The sequence below is a fragment of the Streptomyces purpurogeneiscleroticus genome (genome assembly GCF_020024005.1).
GTDB lineage: Bacteria > Actinomycetota > Actinomycetes > Streptomycetales > Streptomycetaceae > Streptomyces > Streptomyces purpurogeneiscleroticus.
Window position 1 is genome coordinate 1 of sequence record NZ_NHSG01000111.1, and the last position, 23,534, is coordinate 23,534.

At 71.9% G+C, this 23,534-nt stretch carries 22 protein-coding genes; 12 read left to right on the forward strand and 10 right to left on the reverse strand.

Annotated features, from left to right (window positions below; genetic code table 11):
- Positions 1–20: 20 nt before the first annotated feature.
- From CCS38_RS05205 to CCS38_RS05215, 3 genes are all read right to left on the reverse strand, one after another.
- Positions 21–1,094: a nicotinate-nucleotide--dimethylbenzimidazole phosphoribosyltransferase gene (locus CCS38_RS05205; protein WP_223732007.1), complete on the reverse strand. Its 1,074-nt coding sequence runs from the start codon at positions 1,092–1,094 to the stop codon at positions 21–23.
- A 10-nt stretch (positions 1,095–1,104) separates the two neighbouring features.
- Entirely contained in the window at positions 1,105–1,518 is a 414-nt protein-coding gene (locus CCS38_RS05210) for a hypothetical protein (protein ID WP_223732008.1), read from the reverse strand.
- A gap of 63 nt (positions 1,519–1,581) precedes the next feature.
- A complete protein-coding gene (locus CCS38_RS05215; protein ID WP_223732009.1) occupies positions 1,582–2,817 on the reverse strand; it encodes a bifunctional adenosylcobinamide kinase/adenosylcobinamide-phosphate guanylyltransferase in 1,236 nt (411 codons plus the stop codon).
- 209 nt (positions 2,818–3,026) lie between these two features.
- Here CCS38_RS05215 and CCS38_RS05220 point away from each other — a divergent pair, with 209 nt between their 5' ends.
- Complete coding sequence (locus tag CCS38_RS05220; RefSeq protein WP_223732010.1) at positions 3,027–3,254, forward strand: hypothetical protein; 228 nt, start codon at positions 3,027–3,029, stop codon at positions 3,252–3,254.
- Between the two features lie 73 nt (positions 3,255–3,327).
- On the opposite strand, the gene CCS38_RS05225 is transcribed toward CCS38_RS05220, so the two are convergent.
- Both CCS38_RS05225 and CCS38_RS05230 read right to left on the reverse strand, forming a co-directional pair.
- Positions 3,328–4,038, reverse strand: coding sequence for a class I SAM-dependent methyltransferase (locus tag CCS38_RS05225; RefSeq protein WP_223732022.1), 711 nt, complete (start codon positions 4,036–4,038; stop codon positions 3,328–3,330).
- Positions 4,039–4,121: 83 nt separating this feature from the next.
- Complete coding sequence (locus CCS38_RS05230) at positions 4,122–4,721, reverse strand: DUF3043 domain-containing protein (protein WP_223732011.1); 600 nt, start codon at positions 4,719–4,721, stop codon at positions 4,122–4,124.
- 267 nt (positions 4,722–4,988) lie between these two features.
- On the opposite strand from CCS38_RS05230, the gene CCS38_RS05235 reads away from it, so the two are divergent.
- The 5 genes from CCS38_RS05235 to CCS38_RS05255 all read left to right on the forward strand — a co-directional run bounded on the left by CCS38_RS05235 (position 4,989) and on the right by CCS38_RS05255 (position 11,520).
- A complete protein-coding gene (locus CCS38_RS05235) occupies positions 4,989–5,774 on the forward strand; it encodes a PspA/IM30 family protein (protein WP_223732023.1) in 786 nt (261 codons plus the stop codon).
- A gap of 56 nt (positions 5,775–5,830) precedes the next feature.
- Positions 5,831–6,109, forward strand: coding sequence for a PspA-associated protein PspAA (pspAA, locus tag CCS38_RS05240; protein ID WP_030256753.1), 279 nt, complete (start codon positions 5,831–5,833; stop codon positions 6,107–6,109).
- A gap of 141 nt (positions 6,110–6,250) precedes the next feature.
- On the forward strand, positions 6,251–7,522 hold the full coding sequence (locus CCS38_RS05245; protein ID WP_372456996.1) for a sensor histidine kinase: 1,272 nt from the start codon (positions 6,251–6,253) through the stop codon (positions 7,520–7,522).
- On the forward strand, positions 7,519–8,196 hold the full coding sequence (locus CCS38_RS05250) for a response regulator (RefSeq protein WP_223732012.1): 678 nt from the start codon (positions 7,519–7,521) through the stop codon (positions 8,194–8,196). The genes CCS38_RS05245 and CCS38_RS05250 overlap by 4 nt, the downstream gene beginning before the upstream one ends.
- Positions 8,197–8,355: 159 nt before the next feature.
- Entirely contained in the window at positions 8,356–11,520 is a 3,165-nt protein-coding gene (locus CCS38_RS05255; protein ID WP_223732013.1) for an efflux RND transporter permease subunit, read from the forward strand.
- A gap of 94 nt (positions 11,521–11,614) precedes the next feature.
- Here CCS38_RS05255 and nadA read toward each other — a convergent pair whose 3' ends face one another.
- On the reverse strand, positions 11,615–12,811 hold the full coding sequence (gene nadA / locus CCS38_RS05260; protein ID WP_223732014.1) for a quinolinate synthase NadA: 1,197 nt from the start codon (positions 12,809–12,811) through the stop codon (positions 11,615–11,617).
- A 275-nt stretch (positions 12,812–13,086) separates the two neighbouring features.
- Here nadA and erpA point away from each other — a divergent pair, with 275 nt between their 5' ends.
- Complete coding sequence (gene erpA / locus CCS38_RS05265) at positions 13,087–13,440, forward strand: iron-sulfur cluster insertion protein ErpA (RefSeq protein WP_030256738.1); 354 nt, start codon at positions 13,087–13,089, stop codon at positions 13,438–13,440.
- 122 nt (positions 13,441–13,562) lie between these two features.
- Here the strand turns inward: erpA and CCS38_RS05270 are convergent, their stop codons facing one another.
- Positions 13,563–15,176, reverse strand: coding sequence for a hypothetical protein (locus tag CCS38_RS05270; protein ID WP_223732015.1), 1,614 nt, complete (start codon positions 15,174–15,176; stop codon positions 13,563–13,565).
- A 135-nt stretch (positions 15,177–15,311) separates the two neighbouring features.
- Positions 15,312–15,545: a hypothetical protein gene (locus tag CCS38_RS05275; RefSeq protein WP_223732016.1), complete on the reverse strand. Its 234-nt coding sequence runs from the start codon at positions 15,543–15,545 to the stop codon at positions 15,312–15,314.
- Positions 15,546–15,686: 141 nt separating this feature from the next.
- On the opposite strand from CCS38_RS05275, the gene CCS38_RS05280 reads away from it, so the two are divergent.
- Positions 15,687–16,661, forward strand: coding sequence for a carbohydrate kinase family protein (locus CCS38_RS05280; protein WP_223732017.1), 975 nt, complete (start codon positions 15,687–15,689; stop codon positions 16,659–16,661).
- 10 nt (positions 16,662–16,671) lie between these two features.
- Here CCS38_RS05280 and CCS38_RS05285 read toward each other — a convergent pair whose 3' ends face one another.
- Positions 16,672–18,066, reverse strand: coding sequence for a cysteine desulfurase/sulfurtransferase TusA family protein (locus CCS38_RS05285; protein WP_223732018.1), 1,395 nt, complete (start codon positions 18,064–18,066; stop codon positions 16,672–16,674).
- Between the two features lie 335 nt (positions 18,067–18,401).
- Between CCS38_RS05285 and ctaC the strand changes: the two genes are divergently transcribed.
- The 4 genes from ctaC to CCS38_RS05305 all read left to right on the forward strand — a co-directional run bounded on the left by ctaC (position 18,402) and on the right by CCS38_RS05305 (position 22,875).
- Positions 18,402–19,364, forward strand: coding sequence for an aa3-type cytochrome oxidase subunit II (gene ctaC / locus CCS38_RS05290; RefSeq protein WP_223732019.1), 963 nt, complete (start codon positions 18,402–18,404; stop codon positions 19,362–19,364).
- On the forward strand, positions 19,361–21,094 hold the full coding sequence (gene ctaD, locus CCS38_RS05295; RefSeq protein WP_223732020.1) for an aa3-type cytochrome oxidase subunit I: 1,734 nt from the start codon (positions 19,361–19,363) through the stop codon (positions 21,092–21,094). Before ctaC ends, ctaD begins: the two co-directional genes overlap by 4 nt.
- Complete coding sequence (locus tag CCS38_RS05300; protein WP_030256722.1) at positions 21,091–21,489, forward strand: cytochrome c oxidase subunit 4; 399 nt, start codon at positions 21,091–21,093, stop codon at positions 21,487–21,489. The genes ctaD and CCS38_RS05300 overlap by 4 nt, the downstream gene beginning before the upstream one ends.
- 141 nt (positions 21,490–21,630) lie before the next feature.
- A complete protein-coding gene (locus CCS38_RS05305) occupies positions 21,631–22,875 on the forward strand; it encodes a L,D-transpeptidase (RefSeq protein WP_223732021.1) in 1,245 nt (414 codons plus the stop codon).
- A 91-nt stretch (positions 22,876–22,966) separates the two neighbouring features.
- Here the strand turns inward: CCS38_RS05305 and CCS38_RS05310 are convergent, their stop codons facing one another.
- Complete coding sequence (locus CCS38_RS05310; protein WP_030256714.1) at positions 22,967–23,368, reverse strand: DNA-binding transcriptional response regulator; 402 nt, start codon at positions 23,366–23,368, stop codon at positions 22,967–22,969.
- Positions 23,369–23,534: the final 166 nt, after the last annotated feature.

Here is a 23,534-nt window from a genome sequence, read left to right on the forward strand (position 1 = left end):
GGGCGCGGTGGGGGTGTCGCTCACCGCGCCGGGTCCTCCGTCGACTCCTCGGCCCGTACCGGGAGTTCCGCCGCCAGCGAGGCTGCCGCCTGGACCAGGGGCAGTGCGAGAAGCGCGCCCGTGCCCTCGCCCGCCGTGACGCCGTGGTCGAGCAGTGGGGTCAGGGCGATTCGGTCCAGGGCCTTGGCCTGGGCCGGTTCGCCGCCGGCCTGGCCGGCCACCCACCAGTCCGGCGCGCGGAACGCGATCCGCTGCGCCACCAGCGCGCAGGCGGCGGAGACCACGCCGTCCAGGATCACCGGCGTCCGGCGCACCGCGCTCTGCAGCAGGAAGCCGGTGGCCGCGGTCAGATCGGCACCCGCGGTGGCGGCCAGCAGCGCGAGCTGGTCGCCCAGTACCGGGCGGGCCCGGCGCAGCGCGTCCCGGATTGCCGCGCACTTGCGCATCCAGGCCAGGTCGTCGATGCCCGCGCCGCCGCGCCCGGTGACCACCGAGGCGTCGGTGCCGCACAGCGCGGCGATCAGGACGCCGGCCGCCGTGGTGCCGCCCACGCTCAGATCGCCGAGCACGACCAGGTCCGTACCGGCGTCCGCCTCCTCGTCGGCGATCGCCATGCCCGCGCGGAACGCCTGCTCGGCCTCCTCCGCGGTCAGCGCGTCCTCGATGTCGATCCGTCCGGAGCCGCGCCGCACGCGGTGCCGGGTGACGTCCTCGGGCAGCTCGCCGGGGTCGCAGTCCAGGGCCATGTCGACCACGCGCGGCGGGGCGTCGAACCGCCGCGCCAGCACCGCCGCCGGGCTCGTCCCGTCCAGCACCCCGCGCACCAGCTCCGTCGCGCTGCCCGCGGGGCGGCCCGAGACGCCCAGCCCGGCCACTCCGTGATCGCCCGCGAACAGCACCGTACGGACCCGGTCCAGGGGCCGGACCGGAACCTGCTGCTGGACGGCGGCCAGCCAGTCGCCCAGCTCGTCGAGGCGGCCCAGCGCGTCGGGCCGCACGAGGCGGCGCTCCCGCCGCTCCTCGGCGTCCCGGCGCAGGCCGCCGTCGGGGCGCTCGATCAGGTTCGCGAAGTCATCGAGGTTCAGGGCGCTCATTCGGCGCAGGTTACCGGCAACGCCACCGTCGGTGCGCGGACGGCCGGTACCGCCGCCGGAGCGGGGCCTCCAGCAGCAGCGCCGCGCCCGGCAGCCGGCGCGCGCACAGGGCACGCAGCTCGCGCAGCGCCCCGGCGGCGGGCGGCGGTCCGAAGACGAGGACCAGGACGCCGAGCGCGGGGCGGGCGACGGCGGCGGGCCAGTGGGGCCCGGTGGCCCGGCCGGTGAGGGTGCGCCAGCGGGGGCCGTCCGGCAGCAGCATCCGGCGCAGCGCGGCGGTCGCCGGCTCCTCGACGGTCAGCCAGCGCAGCTGCCCGTTGTCCACCCGCCAGAAGCCGGTGTCCAGGCCCTCGCCGAGCGCCACGACCGTGGCCTGCGGACGGTCCCGCAGATAGCGGCGCACCGCCTCGTCGAACGGTTCCATGCCGTCAGGTGACGGTACGGAAGGCCGTCCGGCAAGCGGGACACGGGCCGCCGCCCGCGCGCGTCACCCGCGCAGCGTAATGGCCTGCCCCGCGACGACCAGCAGCACGTGCTCGCACTCGGCGGCGAACGAGGCGTTCAGGCGGCCCAGTTCGTCCCGGAAGCGGCGGCCCGCCGGGGTCGCGGGGACCACTCCGGAGCCGACCTCGTTGCTGACCGCCACCAGCGGCCTGCGGGTGGCGCGCACCGCGGCCACCAGCTCGGCCACCCGCGCGTGCAGCGCCTGTTCGCCGCCGTTCGCCCAGGTCTCGTCGTCCCAGGCGCCCACCTCGTCCATGGCGTGCGTCAGCCACAGGGACAGGCAGTCGATCAGCAGCGGGGAGTCGGCGGTCTTCTCCGCGGCGCCGGCGCCGGTCTCGTCCTCGCCCGCCAGCAGCGGTACCAGGTCGCAGGTCTCGGCGGTCCGCCAGGAGGCCGGGCGGCGCTCGCGGTGGGCGGTGACCCGGGCCGCCCACTCCGTGTCGCCGTCCCGCAGCCCGCCGGTCGCGACGTACAGCACGTCGGGGAAGGCGGCGAGCCGGCGCTCGGCCTCGACGGACTTGCCGCTGCGCGCGCCGCCCAGCACCAGCGTCCGGCGCGGCAGGTCGGGCACCGCGTGGTACTCGCCGACCAGCAGCGACGTGCCGTCGGGCACCGCACGTGCGCCCACCGCGGCGAGCCGCCGGTGCAGCTCCTCGCCGGGCGGTGTGTCGTGGTCGATGTGCACCGCGATCACGTCGGTCGCCGCGTCCACCGCGCCGTTCGCCCGCAGCCGGGCCAGCGCGTCGGGGCGCCCCAGTACGTCCAGTACGACCATCTCGTACGGCCCCTTGCCCTCGGCGGCCCCGGCGGGCGCGGCGCCCGGCGGCAGGTACAGCAGCCGCTCGCCGTAGGTGCCGCCGATCTCGTAGCCGGTGCCCGGCACGTCCACCGCCACCGCGCGTACCCGGTGCCCGTCCAGCAGCGCCAGCTCCCGTCCGTCCGCCACCCGGCCCGGCTGTGGCACCCCGGTGGGCACCTCGAAGGCGGGTCCCTCGTGCGGGTGCGTGAGGAGCACCTGGCGCACGCCGGTGAGCGACTGACCGGCGCGGGCCGCGGCGAACGCGGCCCCGGGGGTCAGGTCCAGGAGCAGCGCGCCGTCCAGGAGCAGCGCGGTGGCCGCCCGCGCCGCGTCGCCCGTGGCGGCGGCGCAGGAGGCGCAGGGGCAGCCGGGGCGGGGCAGGCCCTCGGGGGCCCCGGTGCCGAGCAGTGTCAGTTCCACCCGCCGATTTTCTCCTGTCCCCGGCTCGCGGGCGCGCGGGGGGACGTCTCGACACGGCCGTTAGGCTGCTGATCAGTACTTGCGCAGTAGTACGGGACATGTCACCCGGGCGGCAGCACAGGGCATAAGACCTGAGCCGCGGCACAGGGCATGACCATGCACGGCACCAGCACGAGCAAGCACGTACCCGGTGGGACCAGGAGGCGGACATGGCGTGGACGTGGCGGTTCGAGAAGGCCGACGGTACGGAGGCCCCCGCGGGGGAGGCGCCGGAGGACTTCTCCACGCAGGGGGACGCGGAGTCCTGGATCGGTGAGGAGTGGAAGACGCTCCTGGACCGCGAAGTGGACCAGGTGACCCTGTTCGAGGACGGTGTGAAGGTCTACGGCCCGATGAGCCTGCACGCCGAGGAGAGCGGCGAGGCGGCGGAGGGCTGAGCGGCTCCCGGCACGCGTGAGGGGCGGCGGGCCCGGTGGCCCGCCGCCCCTTCACGTCCTTGCGTCCGCAGGATCAGCCCCGCACGCCGCACAGGTGCAGCAGGGCCGCCACCGCACGGTACGGATCGGTGCGCCCGGCCCGTTCCTCGGCGGCCAGCAGCCGGGTCAGCTCCTCGACGGGCGGCGGCACGGCGTCGTCGGCCGCGAGATCGGTGAAGAGCCGCACGCCGTACCAGGCGTGCAGCGGGGCGCCGATCCCGGCGAGGGTGTCGGTGAGCGCGGCGAGCCGGTCGGCGCGCACCGTGAGGCCGAGCCGGTTCTTGTACCGGGGCGAGTCGAACGCGGTCATGGCCGTGTCCCAGTCGCCGGACAGCCCCGGGCGCAGCGCGAGCGCGTCGGCGTTGCGCACCAGGACGGAGAGCAGGCCGCCGGGCGCCAGTACCCGGGCCAGCCCGGCCAGCATCGGGTCGGGCTCGTCGACGTACATCAGGACGCCGTGGCAGAGCACCACGTCGAAGGTGCCGGCAGGGAAGTGCGCGCCGGTGTCCCGGCCGTCGCCCTCGATCAGCCGGACCCGCTCCTGTATGCCGGCCGGCTCACCGGCCAGCGACGCGCGGACCGCGGCCAGCATCGTCGGGTCGGACTCCAGCCCGGTGACCTTGTGGCCCGCGCGGGCCAGGCGGAGCGCCTGGGTGCCCTGGCCGAGGCCGACGTCCAGCACGCGCAGCCGCTGGCCCACCGGGAAGCGCGCGGCGATCTGCTCCTCCAGCTGCCGGGCCACCAGCTCCTGCCGGACGGTGTTCCGGATGCCCCCGAGCTCGTCGAGCCAGGGGCCGGCCCCTCCGGCAAAGCCGGAGGAAGCCGTGCTCAGGGCCGTTCTCCCCGCTTGACCTGCGGCTTGGGGAGGCGCAGGCGGCGCATCTGGAGGGTGCGCATCAGGGCGTAGGGCTTGACGCCCTTGAGGTTCTCGTTCGGGAACTTCTCCTTGAGGCGCTTGGTCAGGCCGATCCAGACGGCGATCGAGTCCAGCACGATCAGCAGGATGACGACCAGCCACAGGATGAGCGCGATGCTCTGGATCTGCGGCACCCGGACCATGGTCAGCACCAGGATGAGCACGGCCACCGGCAGGAAGAACTCCGCGACGCACCAGCGCGAGTCGACGTAGTCGCGCGCGAAACGGCGCACCGGGCCCTTGTCCCGGACGGGGAGGTACCGCTCATCGCCCTTGGCCAGCGCTTCGCGCTGCCTGGCCATGTCGGCGCGGCGGGCCTCGCGCTGGGCCTTGACGGCCTCCTTGCGGTTGGCCGGCGCCGACTGCGCGCGAGTACGGCGCTGATTCTGCGCCTGACTGCGCTTCGGCGTCGGGCGGCCCTTGGGGGCCTGCGGGTCGCGTGGCTGCTGGGGCTGGTCCGCGGTCACCTTGGCGGTCGCGGCCTGCTCATCCTTCGAACGGCTTCGGAACACAAAACCCAAGGGTACGCGGTCGGCCTCGGAGGGCCAGAGTCCGAGGGGAACGATCCGGCAACGGCGGGTCGGGCACCCGTACCGTGCCTACTCCCTGGGCCGGAGAAACGGATGTACCTGATCGTCCTGCAGGAGGAGCACATCCGGGTCCAACCAGTGCGGTAATGGAACCGGGGCCCGTACTGTGGGGTCTGTAGATGTGCTGGAGCCGAAGCCCGAAGAAACTCGGTCAGAAGGGGGCGCTCGAGGCCCATGAGCGACGGTGTCATGAAGCGGATGGGGATGATCTTCCGCGCGAAGGCCAACAAGGCCCTTGACCGGGCCGAGGATCCGCGCGAGACCCTCGACTACTCCTATCAGAAGCAGCTGGAGCTGCTCCAGAAGGTCCGGCGCGGCGTCGCCGACGTCGCGACCTCCCGCAAGCGCCTGGAGCTCCAGCTCAACCAGCTCCAGGGCCAGTCGTCCAAGCTGGAGGACCAGGGCCGCAAGGCCCTCGCGCTCGGCCGTGAGGACCTCGCCCGCGAGGCGCTCTCCCGTCGGCAGGCCCTGCAGCAGCAGGTCAGCGACCTGGAGACGCAGCACCAGACGCTGCAGGGCGAGGAGGAGAAGCTCACGCTCGCCGCGCAGCGCCTCCAGGCCAAGGTGGACGCCTTCCGCACGAAGAAGGAGACCATCAAGGCCACCTACACCGCGGCCCAGGCGCAGACCCGGATCGGCGAGGCCGTCTCCGGCATCTCCGAGGAGATGGGCGACGTGGGCCTGGCCGTGCAGCGCGCCGAGGACCGGACCGCGCAGATGCAGGCCAGGGCCGGGGCCATCGACGAGCTGCTGGCGTCCGGCGCGCTGGACGACCCGACCGGCATGGCCAAGGACGACCTCACCGCCGAGCTGGACCGGATCTCCGGCGGCGGCGACGTCGAGCTGGAGCTGCAGCGCATGAAGGCCGAGCTGGCCGGGGGCGCCTCCGGCGGCCAGCAGGCCATCGAGGGCGGCCAGGGCGAGCAGGCTCAGCCGCCGCAGCAGCAGGACCGGACGCGTTTCGACAAGCAGTGACCGGCGGGCGCGGATAGCCTCATCGGGATCGCCGGACCGGACCAGAGGAGACCGTCGTGATCGTACGGATCATGGGCGAGGGCCAGGTAAAGGTGGCGGACAGCCACTTCATCGAGCTCAACAAGCTCGATGACGAGCTGCTCGCCGAGATGGAGAGCGGCGACACGGACGGCTTCCGGCGGACGCTGGGCGCGCTGCTCGACGCCGTGCGCCGGCTGGGCGACCCGCTGCCCGACGACTCCCTGGAGCCCTCGGAGCTGATCCTCCCCGGCCCCGACGCCACCCTCGAAGAGGTCCGCGAGATGCTCAGCGACGACGGCCTCATCCCGGGCTGACCAGCCCGCTCCGGCGACCCGTCCCCGCACACCGGGGACGGTGCCGCCCGGCTTCTTCCAGCAGGTACGCGCCCCGGCCACCGGGCCGCCGCCCGCCTCGGCGGGTCGCGCCCGGTGGCCGGGGCGCTACCGTTTCCTCCCGTGACTCCCCTCGCCACCGGACAGGGCCCGCTGCCCGGGCCCGCGCTGCTCGCCCGGCTCCGCGCACACCCCGTCGTACTCGACGCGGTCCTGGCGGTGGCCGTCTTCGCGGTGATCCTGATCGGCGCGGCGGCCGGCCCGCACGGCCGGTACGGGCCCCGCTTCGGCGCCCACCCGCTGGAGCCGACGACGGTCCTCCTCGCCGCGCTCGCCTGCGCCGCACTGGTACTGCGCCGCCGCTACCCGCGCAGCGTCCTCGCCTTCACCTGCGCCATGACGCTCACCGAGCTGGTGACCGCCACGAGCGAGCCGCGCGCCCCGGTCGCCGCCGCCTCGGTCATCGCCGTCTTCACCCTCGCCGCGCGCACCGACCGCCCCACCACCTGGCGGGTCGGCGCACTGACCGTCCTGGTGCTCACCGCCGCCGCGATGCTCACCAGTACCCGCCCCTGGTACGCCCAGGAGAATCTGGCGATCTTCGCGTGGACGGGCATGGCGGCCGCGGCCGGTGACGCGGTCCGCAGCCGCCGCGCCTTCGTGGCCGCCATCGAGGAGCGGGCCGAGCGGGCCGAACGCACCCGCGAGGAGGAGGCCGGGCGCCGGGTCGCCGAGGAACGCATGCGCATCGCGCGCGAGCTGCACGACGTCGTCGCGCACCACATCGCGCTGGTCAACGTCCAGGCCGGCGTCGCCTCGCACGTCATGGACAGCCGCCCCGACCAGGCCAAACAGGCCCTCGCCCACGTCCGGGAGGCGTCCCGGTCCGCGCTGGACGAGCTGCGCGCCACGGTCGGCCTGCTGCGCCAGTCCGACGACCCGCAGGCGCCCACCGAACCGGCCCCGGGCCTCGGCGTCCTGGACCAGCTGATCGACGGATTCCGGCGCGCGGGCCTGCCCGTCGAGCTGGAGCTGCCGCCCGGCAGCCCCGAGGGCCTGCCCGCCTCGGTCGACCTCACCGCGTACCGCATCGTCCAGGAGGCGCTGACCAATGTGCACAAGCACGCGGGGGAGGGGGCCCGGGCCACGGTCCGCATCGTCCGGTCGGCCGAGGCGCTGACGCTGACGGTGCTGGACGACGGCGGCGGCCGGTCCGCCGAGTCCCCCGGGAACGCCGACGCCCGGCCGGACGGCGGCGGGCACGGTCTGATCGGGATGCGGGAACGGGTCGCGGCGCTGCGCGGCACGGTGGAGACCGGGCCCCGCCCGGCCGGCGGTTTCAAGGTACGGGTGCGGCTGCCGCTGCAGCCCGCGCGCACGGGGGAGACGACATGACGATCAAGGTGCTGCTCGCCGACGACCAGGCGCTGCTGCGCAGCGCGTTCAAGGTGCTGGTGGACTCCGAGCCCGGGATGCGGGTGGTGGGCGAGGCGTCGGACGGCGCGGAGGCGTACGAGCTGGCCCGGTCGGCCGCGCCCGACGTGGTCCTGATGGACATCCGGATGCCCGGTGTGGACGGGCTGGCCGCCACCCGCATGATCAGCGAGGACCCGGAGCTGGCCGGTGTACGGGTGGTGATCCTGACGACCTTCGAGGTCGACGACTATGTGATCCAGGCGCTGCGGGCGGGCGCCAGCGGCTTCCTCGGCAAGGGCGCCGAGCCGGACGAACTGCTGAGCGCCATCCGCGTCGCGGCGGCCGGCGAGGCGCTGCTCTCGCCCGTGGCCACCAAGGGGCTGATCGCGAGGTTCCTGGCGCAGGGGAGCGGCGAGGACGGCGGCGCGGGGCCGGGCGCCGAGCGGCTGGCGTCGCTGACCGGCCGGGAGCGCGAGGTACTGGTACTGGTCGCGGGCGGGCTGTCCAACGACGAGATCGCCGGGCAGCTGACCGTCAGCCCGCTGACCGTCAAGACGCATGTGAACCGCGCGATGGCCAAGCTGGGCGCCCGCGACCGGGCACAGCTCGTCGTCATGGCGTACGAATCGGGACTCGTCCGCCCGCGGGTGTAGCAGCGGGTGGAGCGGGGCGTACTACGGACGCGGTACGCCCCGGCCCCGGAAATGGACCTGGGTGCTAGGGAAAGAGCGCTTTCCGTACCGGATGGTGTAAGCGGGCCCGCCATGGGCCGGTGCCGGAAGCGTTCAGAACAAAAGAGAGAGACCCCACCCATGTTCAGGCTGTCCCGACTCAGCCTCGCACAACGGGGCCTGATAGCACTGATGTCGATCGTGGCGATCGTCTTCGGGGCCATCGCGATCCCACAGCTGAAGCAGCAGTTGCTGCCGTCCATCGATATGCCCATGGTGTCCGTCGTGGCGCCGTACCAGGGCGCCTCGCCCGACGTCGTCGAGAAGCAGGTCGTCGAGCCGCTGGAGGACGGTATCCAGGCGGTCGACGGCATCACCGGCGTCACCTCCACGGCCAGCGAGGGCTCGGCCGTGGTGATGGCCGAGTTCGACTACGGCAACGACTCCAAGGCGCTGGTCGCCGACGTCCAGCAGGCCGTCAACCGGGCCCGCGCCAAGCTGCCCGAGGACGTCGACCCGCAGGTCGTGTCCGGCGGTACCGACGACCTGCCGACCACCGTGCTGGCCGTCTCCTCCGCGGGCCAGGACCAGCAGGCCCTCGCCGACCGGCTGGACCGCAGCGTCGTCCCGTCCCTGAAGGACATCGACGGCGTCGGCCAGGTCACCGTGAGCGGCGTCCGTGACCGCGTCGTCGCCGTCACCCCCGACGACGCCAAGCTCGCGAAGGCGGGGCTCACCCCGGCGGCGCTCGGCCAGGCCCTGGAGGCCGGCGGCGCTTCCGTACCGGCCGGCTCCTTCTCCGAGGACGGCAAGAGCCGCACCGTCCAGGTCGGCAGCGGCTACACCTCGCTCCAGCAGATCAAGGACCTCACCGTCTCGCCGGCGGCGGCCGGTGCCGCGGCGGGCAAGCCCGGGGGCGGCGCGCCGGTACGGATCGGCGACATCGCCACGGTGCAGCAGGAGTCGGCCACCCCGACCTCCCTGACCCGCACGAACGGCAAGCCCAGCCTCGCCGTCCAGATCACCATGGACCAGGACGGCAGCGCCGTCGCCATCTCCGACGCGGTCAAGGACAAGCTCCCGCAGATCCGCGCCGACCTCGGCAAGGACGCGGACGTCACGGTCGTCTCCGACCAGGGCCCGCAGGTCTCCAAGTCCATCGAGTCCCTCACCACCGAGGGCCTGCTCGGCCTGGTCATGGCCGTGATCGTGATCCTGGTCTTCCTGCTGAGCCTGCGCTCGACGCTGGTGACCGCGGTGTCCATCCCGCTGTCCGTCGTCATCACGCTGATCGTGCTGTGGACCCGCGACCTGTCGCTGAACATGCTCACGCTCGGCGCGCTGACCATCGCCATCGGCCGGGTCGTGGACGACTCCATCGTCGTACTGGAGAACATCAAGCGGCACCTGGGCTACGGCGAGGAGCGCAAGCACGCCATCCTCACCGGCGTCCGCGAGGTCTCCGGCGCGATCACCTCCTCCACCCTCACCACCGTCGCGGTCTTCCTGCCGATCGGCGTGGTCGGCGGCATGGTCGGCGCCCTCTTCGGCGACTTCTCGATCACCGTCACCGTGGCCCTGCTGGCCTCGCTGCTGGTCTCCCTCACGGTGGTCCCGGTCCTCTCGTACTGGTTCCTGCGCGCCCCGAAGGCCGCCGAGGGCGGCGACCCGGAGGCGCTGCGCAAAACCGCCGAGGAGAAGGAGAGCCGCAGCGCGCTGCAGCGGCTGTACGTACCGGTGCTGCGCTTCGCGACCCGGCGCCGGATCACCAGCCTGGTCATCGCCGTCGTCATCCTCATCGGCACGTTCGGCATGGCCCCGCTGCTCAAGACCAACTTCTTCGACCAGGGCGACCAGGACACCCTCTCCATCCAGCAGGAGCTGGACCCCGGCACCAGCCTGACCGCCGCCGACAAGCAGGCGAAGCGGGTCGAGAAGGTGCTCGCGGACACCGAGGGCGTGCAGGACTACCAGGTCACTGTCGGCTCGTCGGGCATGATGGCGGCCTTCGGCGGCGGCTCGTCCGCCAACCAGGCGTCGTACCAGGTCAAGCTGGCCAGTGCCGACGACTCCGACCGGGTCGTCGAGGACATCCGCGCCGGTCTGGAGAAGCTCGGTCCCGCCATCGGCGACACCACCGTCTCGGCCGGCCAGGCGTTCGGCAACCAGGACCTGAGCGTGGTCGTGAAGGCCGCCGACGCGGACGTACTGAAGGACGCCGCCGAGCAGGTGCGCAAGAAGGTCGCGGGCCTGGACGACGTCACCGACGTCACCAGCGACCTGGCCCAGAGCGTGCCCCGGATCTCCGTGACCGCGAACGAGAAGGCCGCGGCCGCCGGGTACTCCCAGGCCACCCTCGGCCAGGCCGTCGCCCAAGCGGTACGCGGCACCACCAGCGGCACGGCGCTGCTGGACGACGCCGAGCGGGACGTCGTCGTAAAGTCGGCGCACCCGGCCACGACCGAGGCCGAGCTGAAGAAGCTGGCGCTGCCCGGTCCGTCGGGCGTGGTGCGGCTCGGCGACATCGCCGAGGTGAAGACCGTTCCCGGCCCGGTGCAGATGACCCGCATCGACGGCGCCCGGTCCGCGACGGTCACGGCCAAGCCGACCGGTGACAACACTGGCGCGGTCACCGCCCAGCTCCAGTCCGAACTGAAGGACCTGGACCTGCCCAAGGGCGCCACGGCCGAGATCGGCGGCGTCTCCGCAGACCAGGACGAGGCGTTCAGCTCGCTCGGCCTGGCGATGCTCGCCGCCATCGCGATCGTCTTCATGCTGCTGGTCGCGACCTTCCGGTCGCTGATCCAGCCGCTGATCCTGCTGGTGTCGATCCCGTTCGCGGCGACCGGCGCGATCGGCCTGCTGGTCGCGACCGGTACCCCGATGGGCGTCCCCGCGATGATCGGCATGCTGATGCTCATCGGCATCGTCGTCACCAACGCGATCGTGCTGATCGACCTGATCAACCAGTACCGGGACCGGGGCTACGGCGTGGTCGAGGCGGTCGTCGAGGGCGGCCGCCACCGGCTGCGGCCCATCCTGATGACGGCGCTCGCCACGATCATGGCCCTGCTCCCGATGGCCCTCTCGGTCACCGGCGACGGCGGCTTCATCTCCCAGCCGCTGGCGGTCGTCGTGATCGGCGGCCTGATCACCTCCACGCTCCTCACGCTGCTCCTCGTACCGACGCTGTACGCGATGGTCGAGCTGCGGCGGGAACGCAGGGCGGCGAAGAAGGCTGCCAAGCGGGCCGATGGCCCGAAGGTCACCGACGAGGACCGCTCGCCGGAACCGGCCGGGGTTTGATCCACGCGCCGGGGCGCCCCCTCCGCTCAGGAGTGGGGCGCCCCGGTGTATCGCGGCCTGGCGGCCGCTCGTCCTCAATCGCCGGACGGGCTTTTTATGGCAGGGCGAGCATTCGTTCGAGCGCCAGCTTCGCGAAGTCCTCGGTCTCCTTGTCGACCTCGATCCGGTTGACGACCTTGCCGTCCGCCAGGGACTCCAGGGCCCAGACCAGGTGCGGGAGGTCGATGCGGTTCATCGTGGAGCAGAAGCAGACCGTCTTGTCGAGGAAGACGATCTCCTTGCCCTCGGGAGCGAAACGGTTCGCCAGGCGGCGGACCAGGTTGAGCTCCGTACCGATCGCCCACTTCGACCCGGCCGGCGCGGCCTCCAGGGCCTTGATGATGTACTCCGTCGAGCCGACGTAGTCCGCGGCCGCCACGACCTCGTGCTTGCACTCCGGGTGCACCAGCACGTTCACGCCCGGTATGCGGGCGCGTACGTCCTCGACCGACTCCAGGGAGAAGCGGCCGTGGACGGAGCAGTGGCCGCGCCAGAGGATCATCTTGGCGGCGCGCAGCTGCTCGACGGTCAGGCCGCCGTTCGGCTTGTGCGGGTTGTAGACCACGCAGTCGTCCAGCGACATGCCCATGTCGCGGACGGCGGTGTTGCGGCCGAGGTGCTGGTCCGGCAGGAAAAGCACCTTCTCGCCCTGCTCGAACGCCCAGTCCAGCGCCCGCTTGGCGTTGGACGAGGTGCAGATCGTGCCGCCGTGCTTGCCGGTGAACGCCTTGATGTCGGCGGAGGAGTTCATGTACGAAACGGGCACGACCTGCTCGGCGATGCCCGCCTCGGTCAGCACGTCCCAGCACTCCGCGACCTGCTCAGCGCTGGCCATGTCGGCCATCGAGCAGCCGGCCGCCAGGTCCGGGAGGACGACCTTCTGGTCGTCGCCCGTGAGGATGTCGGCGGACTCGGCCATGAAGTGCACGCCGCAGAAGACGATGTACTCCGCGTCCGGGCGGGCCGCCGCGTCGCGCGCGAGCTTGAAGGAGTCGCCGGTGACGTCGGCGAACTCGATGACCTCGTCGCGCTGGTAGTGGTGCCCCAGGACGAAGACCTTCTCCCCGAGCTTCGCCTTCGCGGCGCGGGCGCGCTCGACGAGGTCGGGGTCGGAGGGGGCGGGCAGGTCGCCCGGGCACTCGACGCCGCGCTCGCTCTTCGGGTCGGCCTCGCGGCCGAGGAGGAGCAGTGCGAGCGGCGTGGGCTGCACGTCGAGGTCCTGACGGGGCTGGGCGGTGGTCACGACACGCACCCTCTCTTCGTTGTTACGGAGAACCTTCTCGACTTTTCGTCGGAATGACGTTATCTATCATAGCCGCTTCACGTCAGTTTGACGATGGGCATTATGTCGATGTGACGCATCACCTGGCCGGCCGTGTGCCGACAGCCACTGACCTACGGGGTGGGGTGTGCGAGCATGAGAGGGGCGGAGAATTCCGTCAGAACTTCGAGCCCGCCCGGAATGAATCCGGGGCCCCGTCGGTTCTGCCGAGGGCAAGGGGTCCGTACAACCCGGGAGAGATGTAGATGAGCGTTCAGGACGAGACCACCGTCAGCGACGGCATCATCCTGTCCGACGCGGCCGCGTCGAAGGTGAAGAGCCTGCTGGAGCAGGAGGGCCGTGAGGACCTCGCGCTGCGCGTGGCTGTCCAGCCCGGTGGCTGCTCCGGCCTGCGCTACCAGCTCTTCTTCGACGAGCGCTCGCTCGACGGCGACGTCGTGAAGGACTTCGACGGCGTGAAGGTCGTGACCGACCGGATGAGCGCCCCGTACCTGGGTGGCGCCTCCATCGACTTCGTCGACACCATCGAGAAGCAGGGCTTCACGATCGACAACCCCAACGCCACCGGCTCCTGCGCCTGCGGCGACTCCTTCAGCTGAGCCGACGGGCTCCGGCACACGGAGACGGGCTCCGGTTCACGGAGACACAGACGAAGGCGGCGTTCCCCTCGGGGAACGCCGCCTTCGTCATTGACCGCCCTGCCGGCGGCTCCGGTCCGCCGTCACTTCCCCGTCTGCGGCACCGTTTCGCCACTGGAGGCGTCGATGACCTGCCGCCCGTCCAGCGGGGAGTCCAGCGTCACCGTCTTGCTGAACTGCTTGGCGACCTTCACGCAGATCCCGCCCGGCTTCTTCTCCTTGCCGGTGACCTGCGCGGTCACGGCCGTACCCGACTGGTCGGCGCTCGCGGTGTAGTCGCTGCACACCCCACCCCAGAAGTGCAGCGTCAGCTTCTTGCCGCCGTCCGCCACCGAGTACGACTCCAGGCCCATCGCGCCCTTCTTGCTCTCCTTGCCGCCCTGCGGCGGGTGCGCGGGCCGCTGCGTCGCGGCGTCCCCGGCGTCCCGGTCCACCACGTACTTCGGGTCGACGGCCGGATGCGCGACCGTGGTGCGGGCGTCCTTGGCGCTGGTCGAGCCGGGCTGCCGCACCTCGTACATCCACGACGGCACCAGCGCCTGGCTGCCGTTCACGAACTGCACCGACAGGCCGAAGCGGGCGCCGGTCACGTCGGCGGGCGCGGGCTTCCCGGGCGCCGGCTCGCACGGCGCGACACCCTTCCCGTCCGCCTTCCCGCCGTCCTTCCCGGCCTGCTCGCCCTTGTCGGGCAGCGGGGTGGCGCACTTGGCGTCCTCGCCCTTGCCCTCGGCTGTGCCCGTCCCGCCGTTCAGGTGCGTGAGCGTCTTCTCCGCGCTCAGTACCGGATACGTGTCGCCCTTGAGCGGCCGCGCGAGCTGGCCGCTGCCGCCGACCACCCGGCCGTCCGCGCCGACCTGCAGGTCGCTCTGCCAGCCGTAGGTCGGCAGGCCGCCGATCACCGGGTTGGCGGAGACGATGCGCACCGCGCCGGACAGCCCGCCGGCGTTCAGCTTGGCGTCCTGCTGCCCCAGCGCCGCGAGCACCGGCTCCACCGCCTGCTTGGCCTTCTCCTGGGAGACGGCGCCCTTGCCGCTGCCGTCGTCCTCGGTCGTGGCGTCCCGGCCGCGGTACGAGGGGCAGCCGGGCCCGTCGGAGGAGTGCCCGGTCTTCGCGTCCGCCTCCTCGCCCTTGGGCGTCGCGGGCAGCGCGCAGTTCACCCCGCCCGGCGTGCCGTACTGCGCGAACGTCCACGAGCCGGTGCCGGCCTTCGCCACCTGCAGCACGGGGCCGCGGGAGTCCTTGTCCTGGCCGCCGACCTTCCACGTACCGCCCTCGGAGCGGACCTGGCCCGCCACGTCCAGCGCCTTGGCCAGCCGCGCCACCGCGTCCTTGCTGATCGGTCCCTGGGGCCGGTACACGGGTGCGTCGGCCGGGCCGTCCGGCAGCCCGGCGACCGCGCGGTACCCCGCGCCCTGCGGGTTCGGCTCGCCCGGCGCGATCCCGTCCCGCGACTGGGACTGGGACTGGCCGTACCCCTCCAGTGCCAGCGGCGGCGGGTCGGCCGCCGCGCCCGCGCCGCCCTCGCCGTCCTGGCCGGAAGCGCCCGATGCCCAGTACGCCGCGCCGCCGCCGGCCAGCAGCACGGCCGCGGCCATCGAGGCGACCACCAGCGGCCTGCGCCCGCGCCGCCCCGGGGCGGTGGGGTTATCGGTGGGGTTCCCGCCGCCAGTGGCAGGGGGAGTGTCCTCGGTGCTCACCGCATCGCTCCTTCGGCTCCGCTGAACAACTGATGCGCCATCCTCCGTGAGGGGGACACCGATTGGACGGAGCCGGGCCGCGGGCGGTTCCGCCCGCGGCCCGTGGAAGAGCGGTGGAGGTATGGATCGCCGTACTCAGTCGCCGTACTCGGACATCCCTTCCAGCAGTTTCGCAGAGATGGCGGGGACCGTGATCCCGCGCAGCTCGGCGGCCGGCCGCCGCGGACCGTCCGACAGCCCGTCCGGCTTCCAGTGCGGCGCCATGCGGGCGCAGTCGCCGCGCAGTTGCTCCATCGAGTCGTGCTCGCCGCCGTCCGGGCGACGGCCGGCGGGGTGAGCTGCTGTGACACGCTTCACATGCTGGGTCATACGCGCACCGTACGCACCCTTCGCCCCGGGGAAGAAGACCTACTATCGGGTAGTTTCGCCAGGTCGGAGCGGCAGTCCCGAACGGGTAGCGTTGGGTCACGTCCGTCACCGCCCCACGCCTCCCCGCAGGAGCGAATCGCCGTGCGTATCGCAGTCACCGGCTCCATCGCCACCGACCATCTGATGACCTTCCCCGGACGCTTCGCCGACCAGCTGGTCGCCGACCAGCTCCACACGGTCTCCCTCTCCTTCCTCGTCGACCAGCTGGACGTACGGCGCGGTGGCGTCGCAGCGAACATCTGCTTCGGCATGGGCCAGCTCGGCACCGAGCCGATCCTGGTCGGCGCCGCCGGCAACGACTTCGGCGAGTACCGCGCCTGGCTGGACCGGCACGGCGTGGACACCGCGTCCGTGCGGATCTCCGAGGTGCTGCACACCGCCCGCTTCGTGTGCACCACCGACGCCGACCACAACCAGATCGGCTCCTTCTACACCGGCGCGATGAGCGAGGCCCGCCTCATCGAGCTGCAGCACGTCGCCGAGCGCGTGGGCGGCCTGGACCTGGTCCTGATCGGCGCCGACGACCCCGAGGCGATGATCAGGCACACCGAGGAGTGCCGCTCCCGGTCCATCCCCTTCGCGGCCGACTTCTCGCAGCAGATCGCCCGCATGGACGGCGACGACATCCGCACCCTCATGGACGGCGCGGCCTACCTCTTCTCCAACGAGTACGAGAAGGGCCTCATCGAGTCCAAGACCGGCTGGACCGACGAGGAGATCCTCGGCAAGGTCGGCACCCGCGTCACCACCCTCGGGGCCAGCGGCGTCCGCATCGAGCGCACGGGCGAGCCCGCCATCGAGGTCGGCGTGCCCGAGGAGAACGCCAAGGCCGACCCGACCGGCGTCGGCGACGCCTTCCGCGCGGGCTTCCTCTCCGGCCTCGCCTGGGGCGTGCCCCTGGAGCGCGCCGCGCAGGTCGGCTGCATGCTGGCGACCCTCGTCATCGAGACGGTCGGCACGCAGGAGTACGAGCTGCGCCGCAGCCACTTCCTGGACCGCTTCACCAAGGCGTACGGCCACGAGGCCGCCGCCGAGATCCAGGAGTACCTGAACTGAGCCGTTCCGGTCAGGCGCGGCGCCGCACCACGTAGGCGGCGCCGCGCGCCGGGGGCTCCGGGGCTTCCCCCAGGTACTCCTGGCCCTGCGTCCAGCACCACGCCGGGATGTCCAGCGCCGCCACCTCGTCGTCGGACAGCACCGTCACCGTGCCGCCGACCGGGACCTCCGTGATCGCCTTCGCCAGCTCGATCACGGGGACCGGGCAGCGGGCGCCGAGCGCGTCCACGACGAGCTCGCCGGACGTGCCCTCGGGGGCGTGCGCGGGCCGTTCCGTGGGCGCGCCCAGCTGCTCCCGTACGGCGGCGACCGCGCCCGGCAGCACCTCCAGGAAGCGGTCCACGTCGGCGGCGGAGGTCCCGGCCGGCAGCGATACCCGGACATTGCCCTCCGAGAGCACGCCCATCGCCTTCAGGACGTGGCTGGGGGTGAGCGTGCTGGAGGTGCACGAGGAGCCGGAGGAGACGGAGAACCCCGCCCGGTCCAGGGCGTGCAGCAGCGTCTCCCCGTCGACATAGAGACACGAGAAGGTCACCAGGTGCGGCAGCCGCCGCTCCGGGTCGCCGACCACCGCCACGTCCGGAACCAGCTCCGGCACCCGGGAGCGGATCCGGTCCACCAGGCCGCGCAGCCGGGCCGCCTCGGTCACCGCCTCCGCGCGTACGGCGCGCAGCGACGCGGCGGCGGCCACCACCGCCGGGATGTTCTCGAAGCCGGGGGCGCGCCCCGACTCGCGCTCGTCGGCCGGTCCCTGGTGCGCGAAGCGGGTGCCCTTGCGCACCACCAGCAGCCCCACCCCGGCCGGGCCGCCCCACTTGTGCGCGCTGCCCGCCAGCACCGACCAGGCGCCCGGCACCGGGCCCCAGGCCAGCGACTGGGCGGCGTCCACCAGCAGCGGCACGCCCGCCTCGCGGCACGCCTCCGCCGCCTCGGCCACCGGCTGTTCGGTGCCCACCTCGTGGTTGGCGGACTGCAGGGCGGCCAGCGCGGTGTCCGGGGTGAGCGCGGCGGCGAACTCCGCCGGGTCCACCCGGCCGGTACGGTCGCAGCCCACCACGGCCACGCCGCCGCCCGCGGCCTCGTGCGTCTCCGCCGCGTGCAGTACGGAGGAGTGCTCGACGGCGGAGTGGACGAGCCGGGCGCCGACACGCCGCCGGCCGGCCAGCGCGCCCGCGATGCCCGTGTGCACCGCGCGGGTGCCCGACGGGGTGAAGACCAGCTCGTCGGGGCGGCAGCCGACCGCCTCCGCCGCGGTCTCGCGCGCGGCGTCCAGCAGCAGCCGGGCGCGCCGCCCCTCCCGGTACAGCCGGGCCGGATCGGCCCAGCCCTCGTCGAGCGCGGCGTGCAGCGCCTCGCGGGCGACGGGGTGCAGGGGAGCGGAGGACGCGGCATCGAAGTAGGGCACGGTCGAAACGCTAACGCGTACGGTCCGCCGGGCCGACGCGGCGTCGGACACCCGGAAGGCGCCGGAGAGACGCCGGGCGGCAGCGGCCGGGCGCGGCGTCAGATGCCGGAGGGAAGCGGGTAATCCGGATGCTGCGGGGGCCTGATGAGAGGGTTGTGCCACCCCTTCGAGGGGCAACGCGCCGCGTTGGGCACCCTCCCCGCGCGGCGCCAAATAGCGTCCAGTAGGGTTTGGTCCGCATAAACATCCAAACCCCTGCCCGTGACGGGCCGGCGACCGACCAGCTGAGACGGCCGCAGCCGGTTCTGCGGGCGAGACTCTCGGGAAGGCGCTACGTGAGTCCCAACGGCTCCGACCGCTCGTCGCGGCGCCCGATGCGGCGGAAGCTGCCGCAGGTGCTGGCTGCGGGCCTGGTCCTGGCGACCGCGACCGGTTGCACATACAAGGACTTCCCCCGCCTCGGTTTTCCAACGCCGGTCACGGATGAGGCGCCGCGGATCCTCTCCCTTTGGCAGGGCTCCTGGGCCGCCGCCCTCGCAACGGGCGTGCTGGTGTGGGGCCTGATCATCTGGAGCTGGATCTTCCACCGCCGCAGCCGGACCAAGGTGGAGGTCCCCGCACAGACCCGGTACAACATGCCGATCGAGGCGTTGTACACCATCGTCCCGTTCATCATCATCGCGGTGCTGTTCTACTTCACCGCGCGCGATGAGAACGAACTCCTGAAGACTTCCAAGAAGCCGGACCACGTCGTGAACGTGGTGGGCTTCCAGTGGAGCTGGGCGTTCAACTACATGGAGGACGTCGACGGCAACAAGTCGAACTCGGCGGTGAACTCCAAGGAACTCTCCGCGATCCCCGACAGGATGAAGAAGTCGGCTCCCGAGGGTGCCGAGGGCGTCTACGACCAGGGCACGCCGGGCGACCGGAACCCGCAGAACGGCAACCCCGGCCCCACGCTGTGGCTGCCCAAGGGCGAGACCGTCCAGTTCATCCTGACCTCGCGTGATGTCATCCACTCCTTCTGGGTGGTGCCGTTCCTGATGAAGCAGGACGTCATCCCGGGTCACACCAATGTCTTCGAGGTGACTCCGAACAAGGAGGGCACCTTCATGGGCAAGTGCGCCGAGCTCTGCGGCGTTGACCACTCCCGGATGCTCTTCAACGTCAAGGTCGTGTCTCCCGAGCGGTATCAGGAGCACCTGAAGGACCTGGCGAAGAAGGGCCAGAACGGTTACCTGCCGGCCGGTATCGAGCAGACCGATCACGCCAGGAACGCGGAGACCAAGAACAAGTGAGCATCCTCAACGAACCTCAGGGTGCCGCCGCCGCATCGGCTCCGGCAGCACCGCCCGTACGCAGGAAGCAACCCGGCAACGTCGTGGTGAAGTGGCTGACGACCACCGACCACAAGACGATCGGCACGCTCTATCTGGTGACGTCGTTCGCCTTCTTCTGCATCGGCGGCCTGATGGCGCTCTTCATGCGCGCCGAGCTGGCCCGTCCCGGCACGCAGATCATGTCGAACGAGCAGTTCAACCAGGCGTTCACGATGCACGGCACGATCATGCTGCTGATGTTCGCGACGCCCCTGTTCGCCGGGTTCGCCAACTGGATCATGCCGCTGCAGATCGGCGCGCCCGACGTGGCGTTCCCGCGGCTGAACATGTTCGCCTACTGGCTCTACCTCTTCGGCTCGCTGATCGCGGTGGCCGGCTTCCTCACCCCGCAGGGTGCGGCCGACTTCGGCTGGTTCGCCTACTCCCCGCTGTCGGACGCGGTCCGCTCGCCGGGCGTCGGCGCCGACATGTGGATCATGGGCCTGGCCTTCTCCGGCTTCGGCACGATCCTCGGCTCGGTCAACTTCATCACCACGATCATCTGCATGCGCGCCCCCGGCATGACGATGTTCCGCATGCCGATCTTCACCTGGAACGTCCTGCTGACCGGTGTGCTGGTCCTGCTGGCCTTCCCGGTGCTGGCCGCCGCGCTGTTCGCCCTGGAGGCGGACCGTAAGTTCGGTGCGCATGTGTTCGATGCGGCAAATGGTGGCGCACTGCTCTGGCAGCACCTCTTCTGGTTCTTCGGCCACCCAGAGGTGTACATCATCGCGCTGCCGTTCTTCGGCATCATTTCCGAGGTCATTCCGGTCTTCTCCCGGAAGCCGATGTTCGGTTACATCGGTCTGATCGCGGCGACGATTTCGATCGCGGGTCTGTCGGTGACCGTGTGGGCGCACCACATGTACGTCACGGGCGGTGTACTGCTGCCGTTCTTCTCCTTCATGACGTTCCTCATCGCGGTTCCGACCGGTGTGAAGTTCTTCAACTGGATCGGCACGATGTGGAAGGGCTCGCTGTCCTTCGAGACCCCGATGCTGTGGGCGGTCGGCTTCCTGATCACCTTCACCTTCGGCGGTCTGACCGGCGTCATCCTGGCCTCGCCGCCGCTGGACTTCCACATCTCCGACTCGTACTTCGTCGTGGCGCACTTCCACTACGTCGTCTTCGGTACGGTCGTCTTCGCGATGTTCGCCGGCTTCCACTTCTGGTGGCCGAAGTTCACCGGCAAGATGCTGGACGAGCGGCTCGGCAAGATCACGTTCTGGACGCTGTTCATCGGCTTCCACGGCACCTTCCTCGTCCAGCACTGGCTGGGCGCCGAGGGCATGCCGCGTCGTTACGCCGACTACCTGGCGGCCGACGGCTTCACCGCCCTGAACACGATCTCGACGATCAGCTCCTTCCTGCTGGGCCTGTCGATCCTGCCGTTCTTCTACAACGTCTGGAAGACGGCGAAGTACGGCAAGAAGATCGAGGTCGACGACCCGTGGGGCTTCGGCCGCTCGCTGGAGTGGGCCACCTCCTGCCCGCCGCCGCGGCACAACTTCCTCACGCTGCCGCGCATTCGCTCCGAATCCCCGGCGTTCGACCTGCACCACCCCGAGATCGCCGCGCTCGACGTGCTCGAGAACGACGGTCAGAAGGACACGGCGCTCATGGGCGGCACGAAGGAGGCCGGCAAGTGAAGATCCAGGGCAAGATGTTCATCTGGCTCTCCGTCTTCGTCCTCGCCATGGCGATCGTCTATGGCGTCTGGTCGAAGGAGCCGGTAGGCACCACCGCGCTGTTCCTCTCGTTCGGCCTGTGCATCATGATCGGCTACTACCTGGCCTTCACGGCCCGGCGTGTCGACACCGGAGCGCAGGACCGCAAGGACGCCGACGTGGCGGACGACGCCGGTGAGGTGGGCTTCTTCAGCCCGCACAGCTGGCAGCCGCTCTCCCTGGGTATCGGCGGCGCGTTCGCCTTCCTGGGCGTCGTCTTCGGCTGGTGGCTGCTGTACTTCTCCGCGCCGATCATCCTCGTCGGCCTGTTCGGCTGGGTGTTCGAGTACTACCGGGGCGAGAACCGCACGCAGTAAGCGCCGTTCTCGTACGGACGGGTCGGGCCCGGTCACTCCAAGGAGTGGCCGGGTCCGACCCATTTGCAGTCCTTGAACGCGCCGTACCGGCGTGCCTCTTCCTATTTTGGGCCTATGAGCCATATGCCACGATCCCGGACGGTGCTCAGCTCAGCCCTCCTGCTGCCCCTGGTGGCGGGGGCCACCGGGTGCGGCGGGGCCACGTCGGATCCGCTCGCCGCCCAGCCCTACGACGCGGCCGGCCAGATCGTGGCCAACGCCCCGGGGGGCGAGCGGAAGGCCGACCCCGACCGGCCACTGGAAGTCACCACCAAGGGCGACGAGGCGCGGATCACGGACGTCACCGCGACGGACACCGCGGGCCGTCATATCCGCGGCCGGCTGACCGCCGACGGCACCCGCTGGCGCAGCACCGTGCCGCTCGCCGCCGGTACCCGCTACACCGTGCGGGTCAGCACCGAGGACAGCGACGGCAAGCCGGGCCGCAAGGTCCTGCGGATGGCGACGGAGGGCGGCGGCGACCGGCGGCTGCGGGTCACCTTCGGGCCGGACAGCGGCACGTACGGCGTCGGCCAGCCGCTCACCGCGGAGCTCAGCCGCCCGGTGCACGGCGCGCGCACCAAGGCGCTCGTGGAGGGTGCCCTGAAGGTCGACAGCAGCCCGCGCGTGGTGGGTTCCTGGCACTGGGTCGACGACCGGACGCTGCACTACCGCCCGCGTTCCTACTGGCCCGCGCACGCCACCGTCGAGGCGTACAGCAACCTGCAGGGCCTGAAGATCGCCAAGGGCCTGTACGGCGGGCCCGGCAAGCCCGTGCGGATCCGTACCGGCGACCGGGTCGAGGCGGTCACCGACGCCGCCGCGCACCGGATGACGGTCCGGCGCAACGGCAAGGTGATCAAGACGCTGCCCGTCACCACCGGCAAGGCCGGCTTCGAGACCCGCAACGGCATCAAGACCGTGCTGGGCAAGGAGCCGTTCGTCCGGATGCGCAGCACCACCGTGGGCATCGCCCGCGACAGTTCGGAGGCGTACGACCTGCCGGTCCGCTGGGCCACCCGGGTCACGTGGAGCGGCGAATACGTGCACGCGGCGCCCTGGTCCGTGGGCTCGCAGGGCGCGGCCAACGTCAGCCACGGCTGTACCGGCATGTCGACCGGTGACGCGCGCTGGTTCTTCGGCCGGGTACGGGTCGGCGACGTCGTCCAGGTGGTCAACAGCAAGGGCGACAAAATGGTCCCGTTCGACAACGGGTTCGGTGACTGGAACCTGTCGTGGGAGAAGTGGCTCGCAGGCAGCGCTCTGGGCGACGGCGTGAGCGGCGCCGGAAGCGACGAGGAGGCCGCGGCGCCCGCCGACGCTGCCCGACTGCGCCCGCGGGTCTGAGCGGCCCGCAGAACGGCACACAGCGCCCCGTCCGGGCCATTCCCGCCCGGACGGGGCGCTGTACGTCCTCGGTGGCCGCGAGCGGCCGCGCTCAGGTCTGCGCGAGCAGACGGCGGCGCAGCAGCCCCGCCAGCGCGTCGGCGAACGCCACCGGGTCGACCGGGTGGGTCACCGCGGCGTCGGCCCGGCTCCAGGTCGCGAGCCAGGAGTCCTGCGGGCGGCCCATGAGCAGCAGCACCGGCGGGCAGTTGAAGATCTCGTCCTTGATCTGCCGGCACACGCCCATGCCGCCCGCCGGCGCGGTCTCGCCGTCCAGCACACAGACGTCGATGCCGCCCTGCTCCAGGGCCGTGAGGACGGCCGGGAGCGTCGCGCACTCCACAATCTCCACCTGCGGCACATCGGCGGCGGGTCGCCGGCCGGCCGCGAGGCGCACCTGCTCGCGGGTGCCCGCGTCGTCGCTGTAGACCAGCACCGTGGCAGTCGCCTGCATCGTTCCTCCACGCTTTTGGGGAGCACCGTCGACGGGAGCACCACTGGGGCCGGTCCCGTTCAGCGGATGCTACTGCCCGGAAGGGTCCGCGCAGGAGGGTTCGTACGGATCAATGCTGTGCCCGACGGCCCGTCAGGACTGGTCGGAGCGGGGGTGCCAGGGGTGG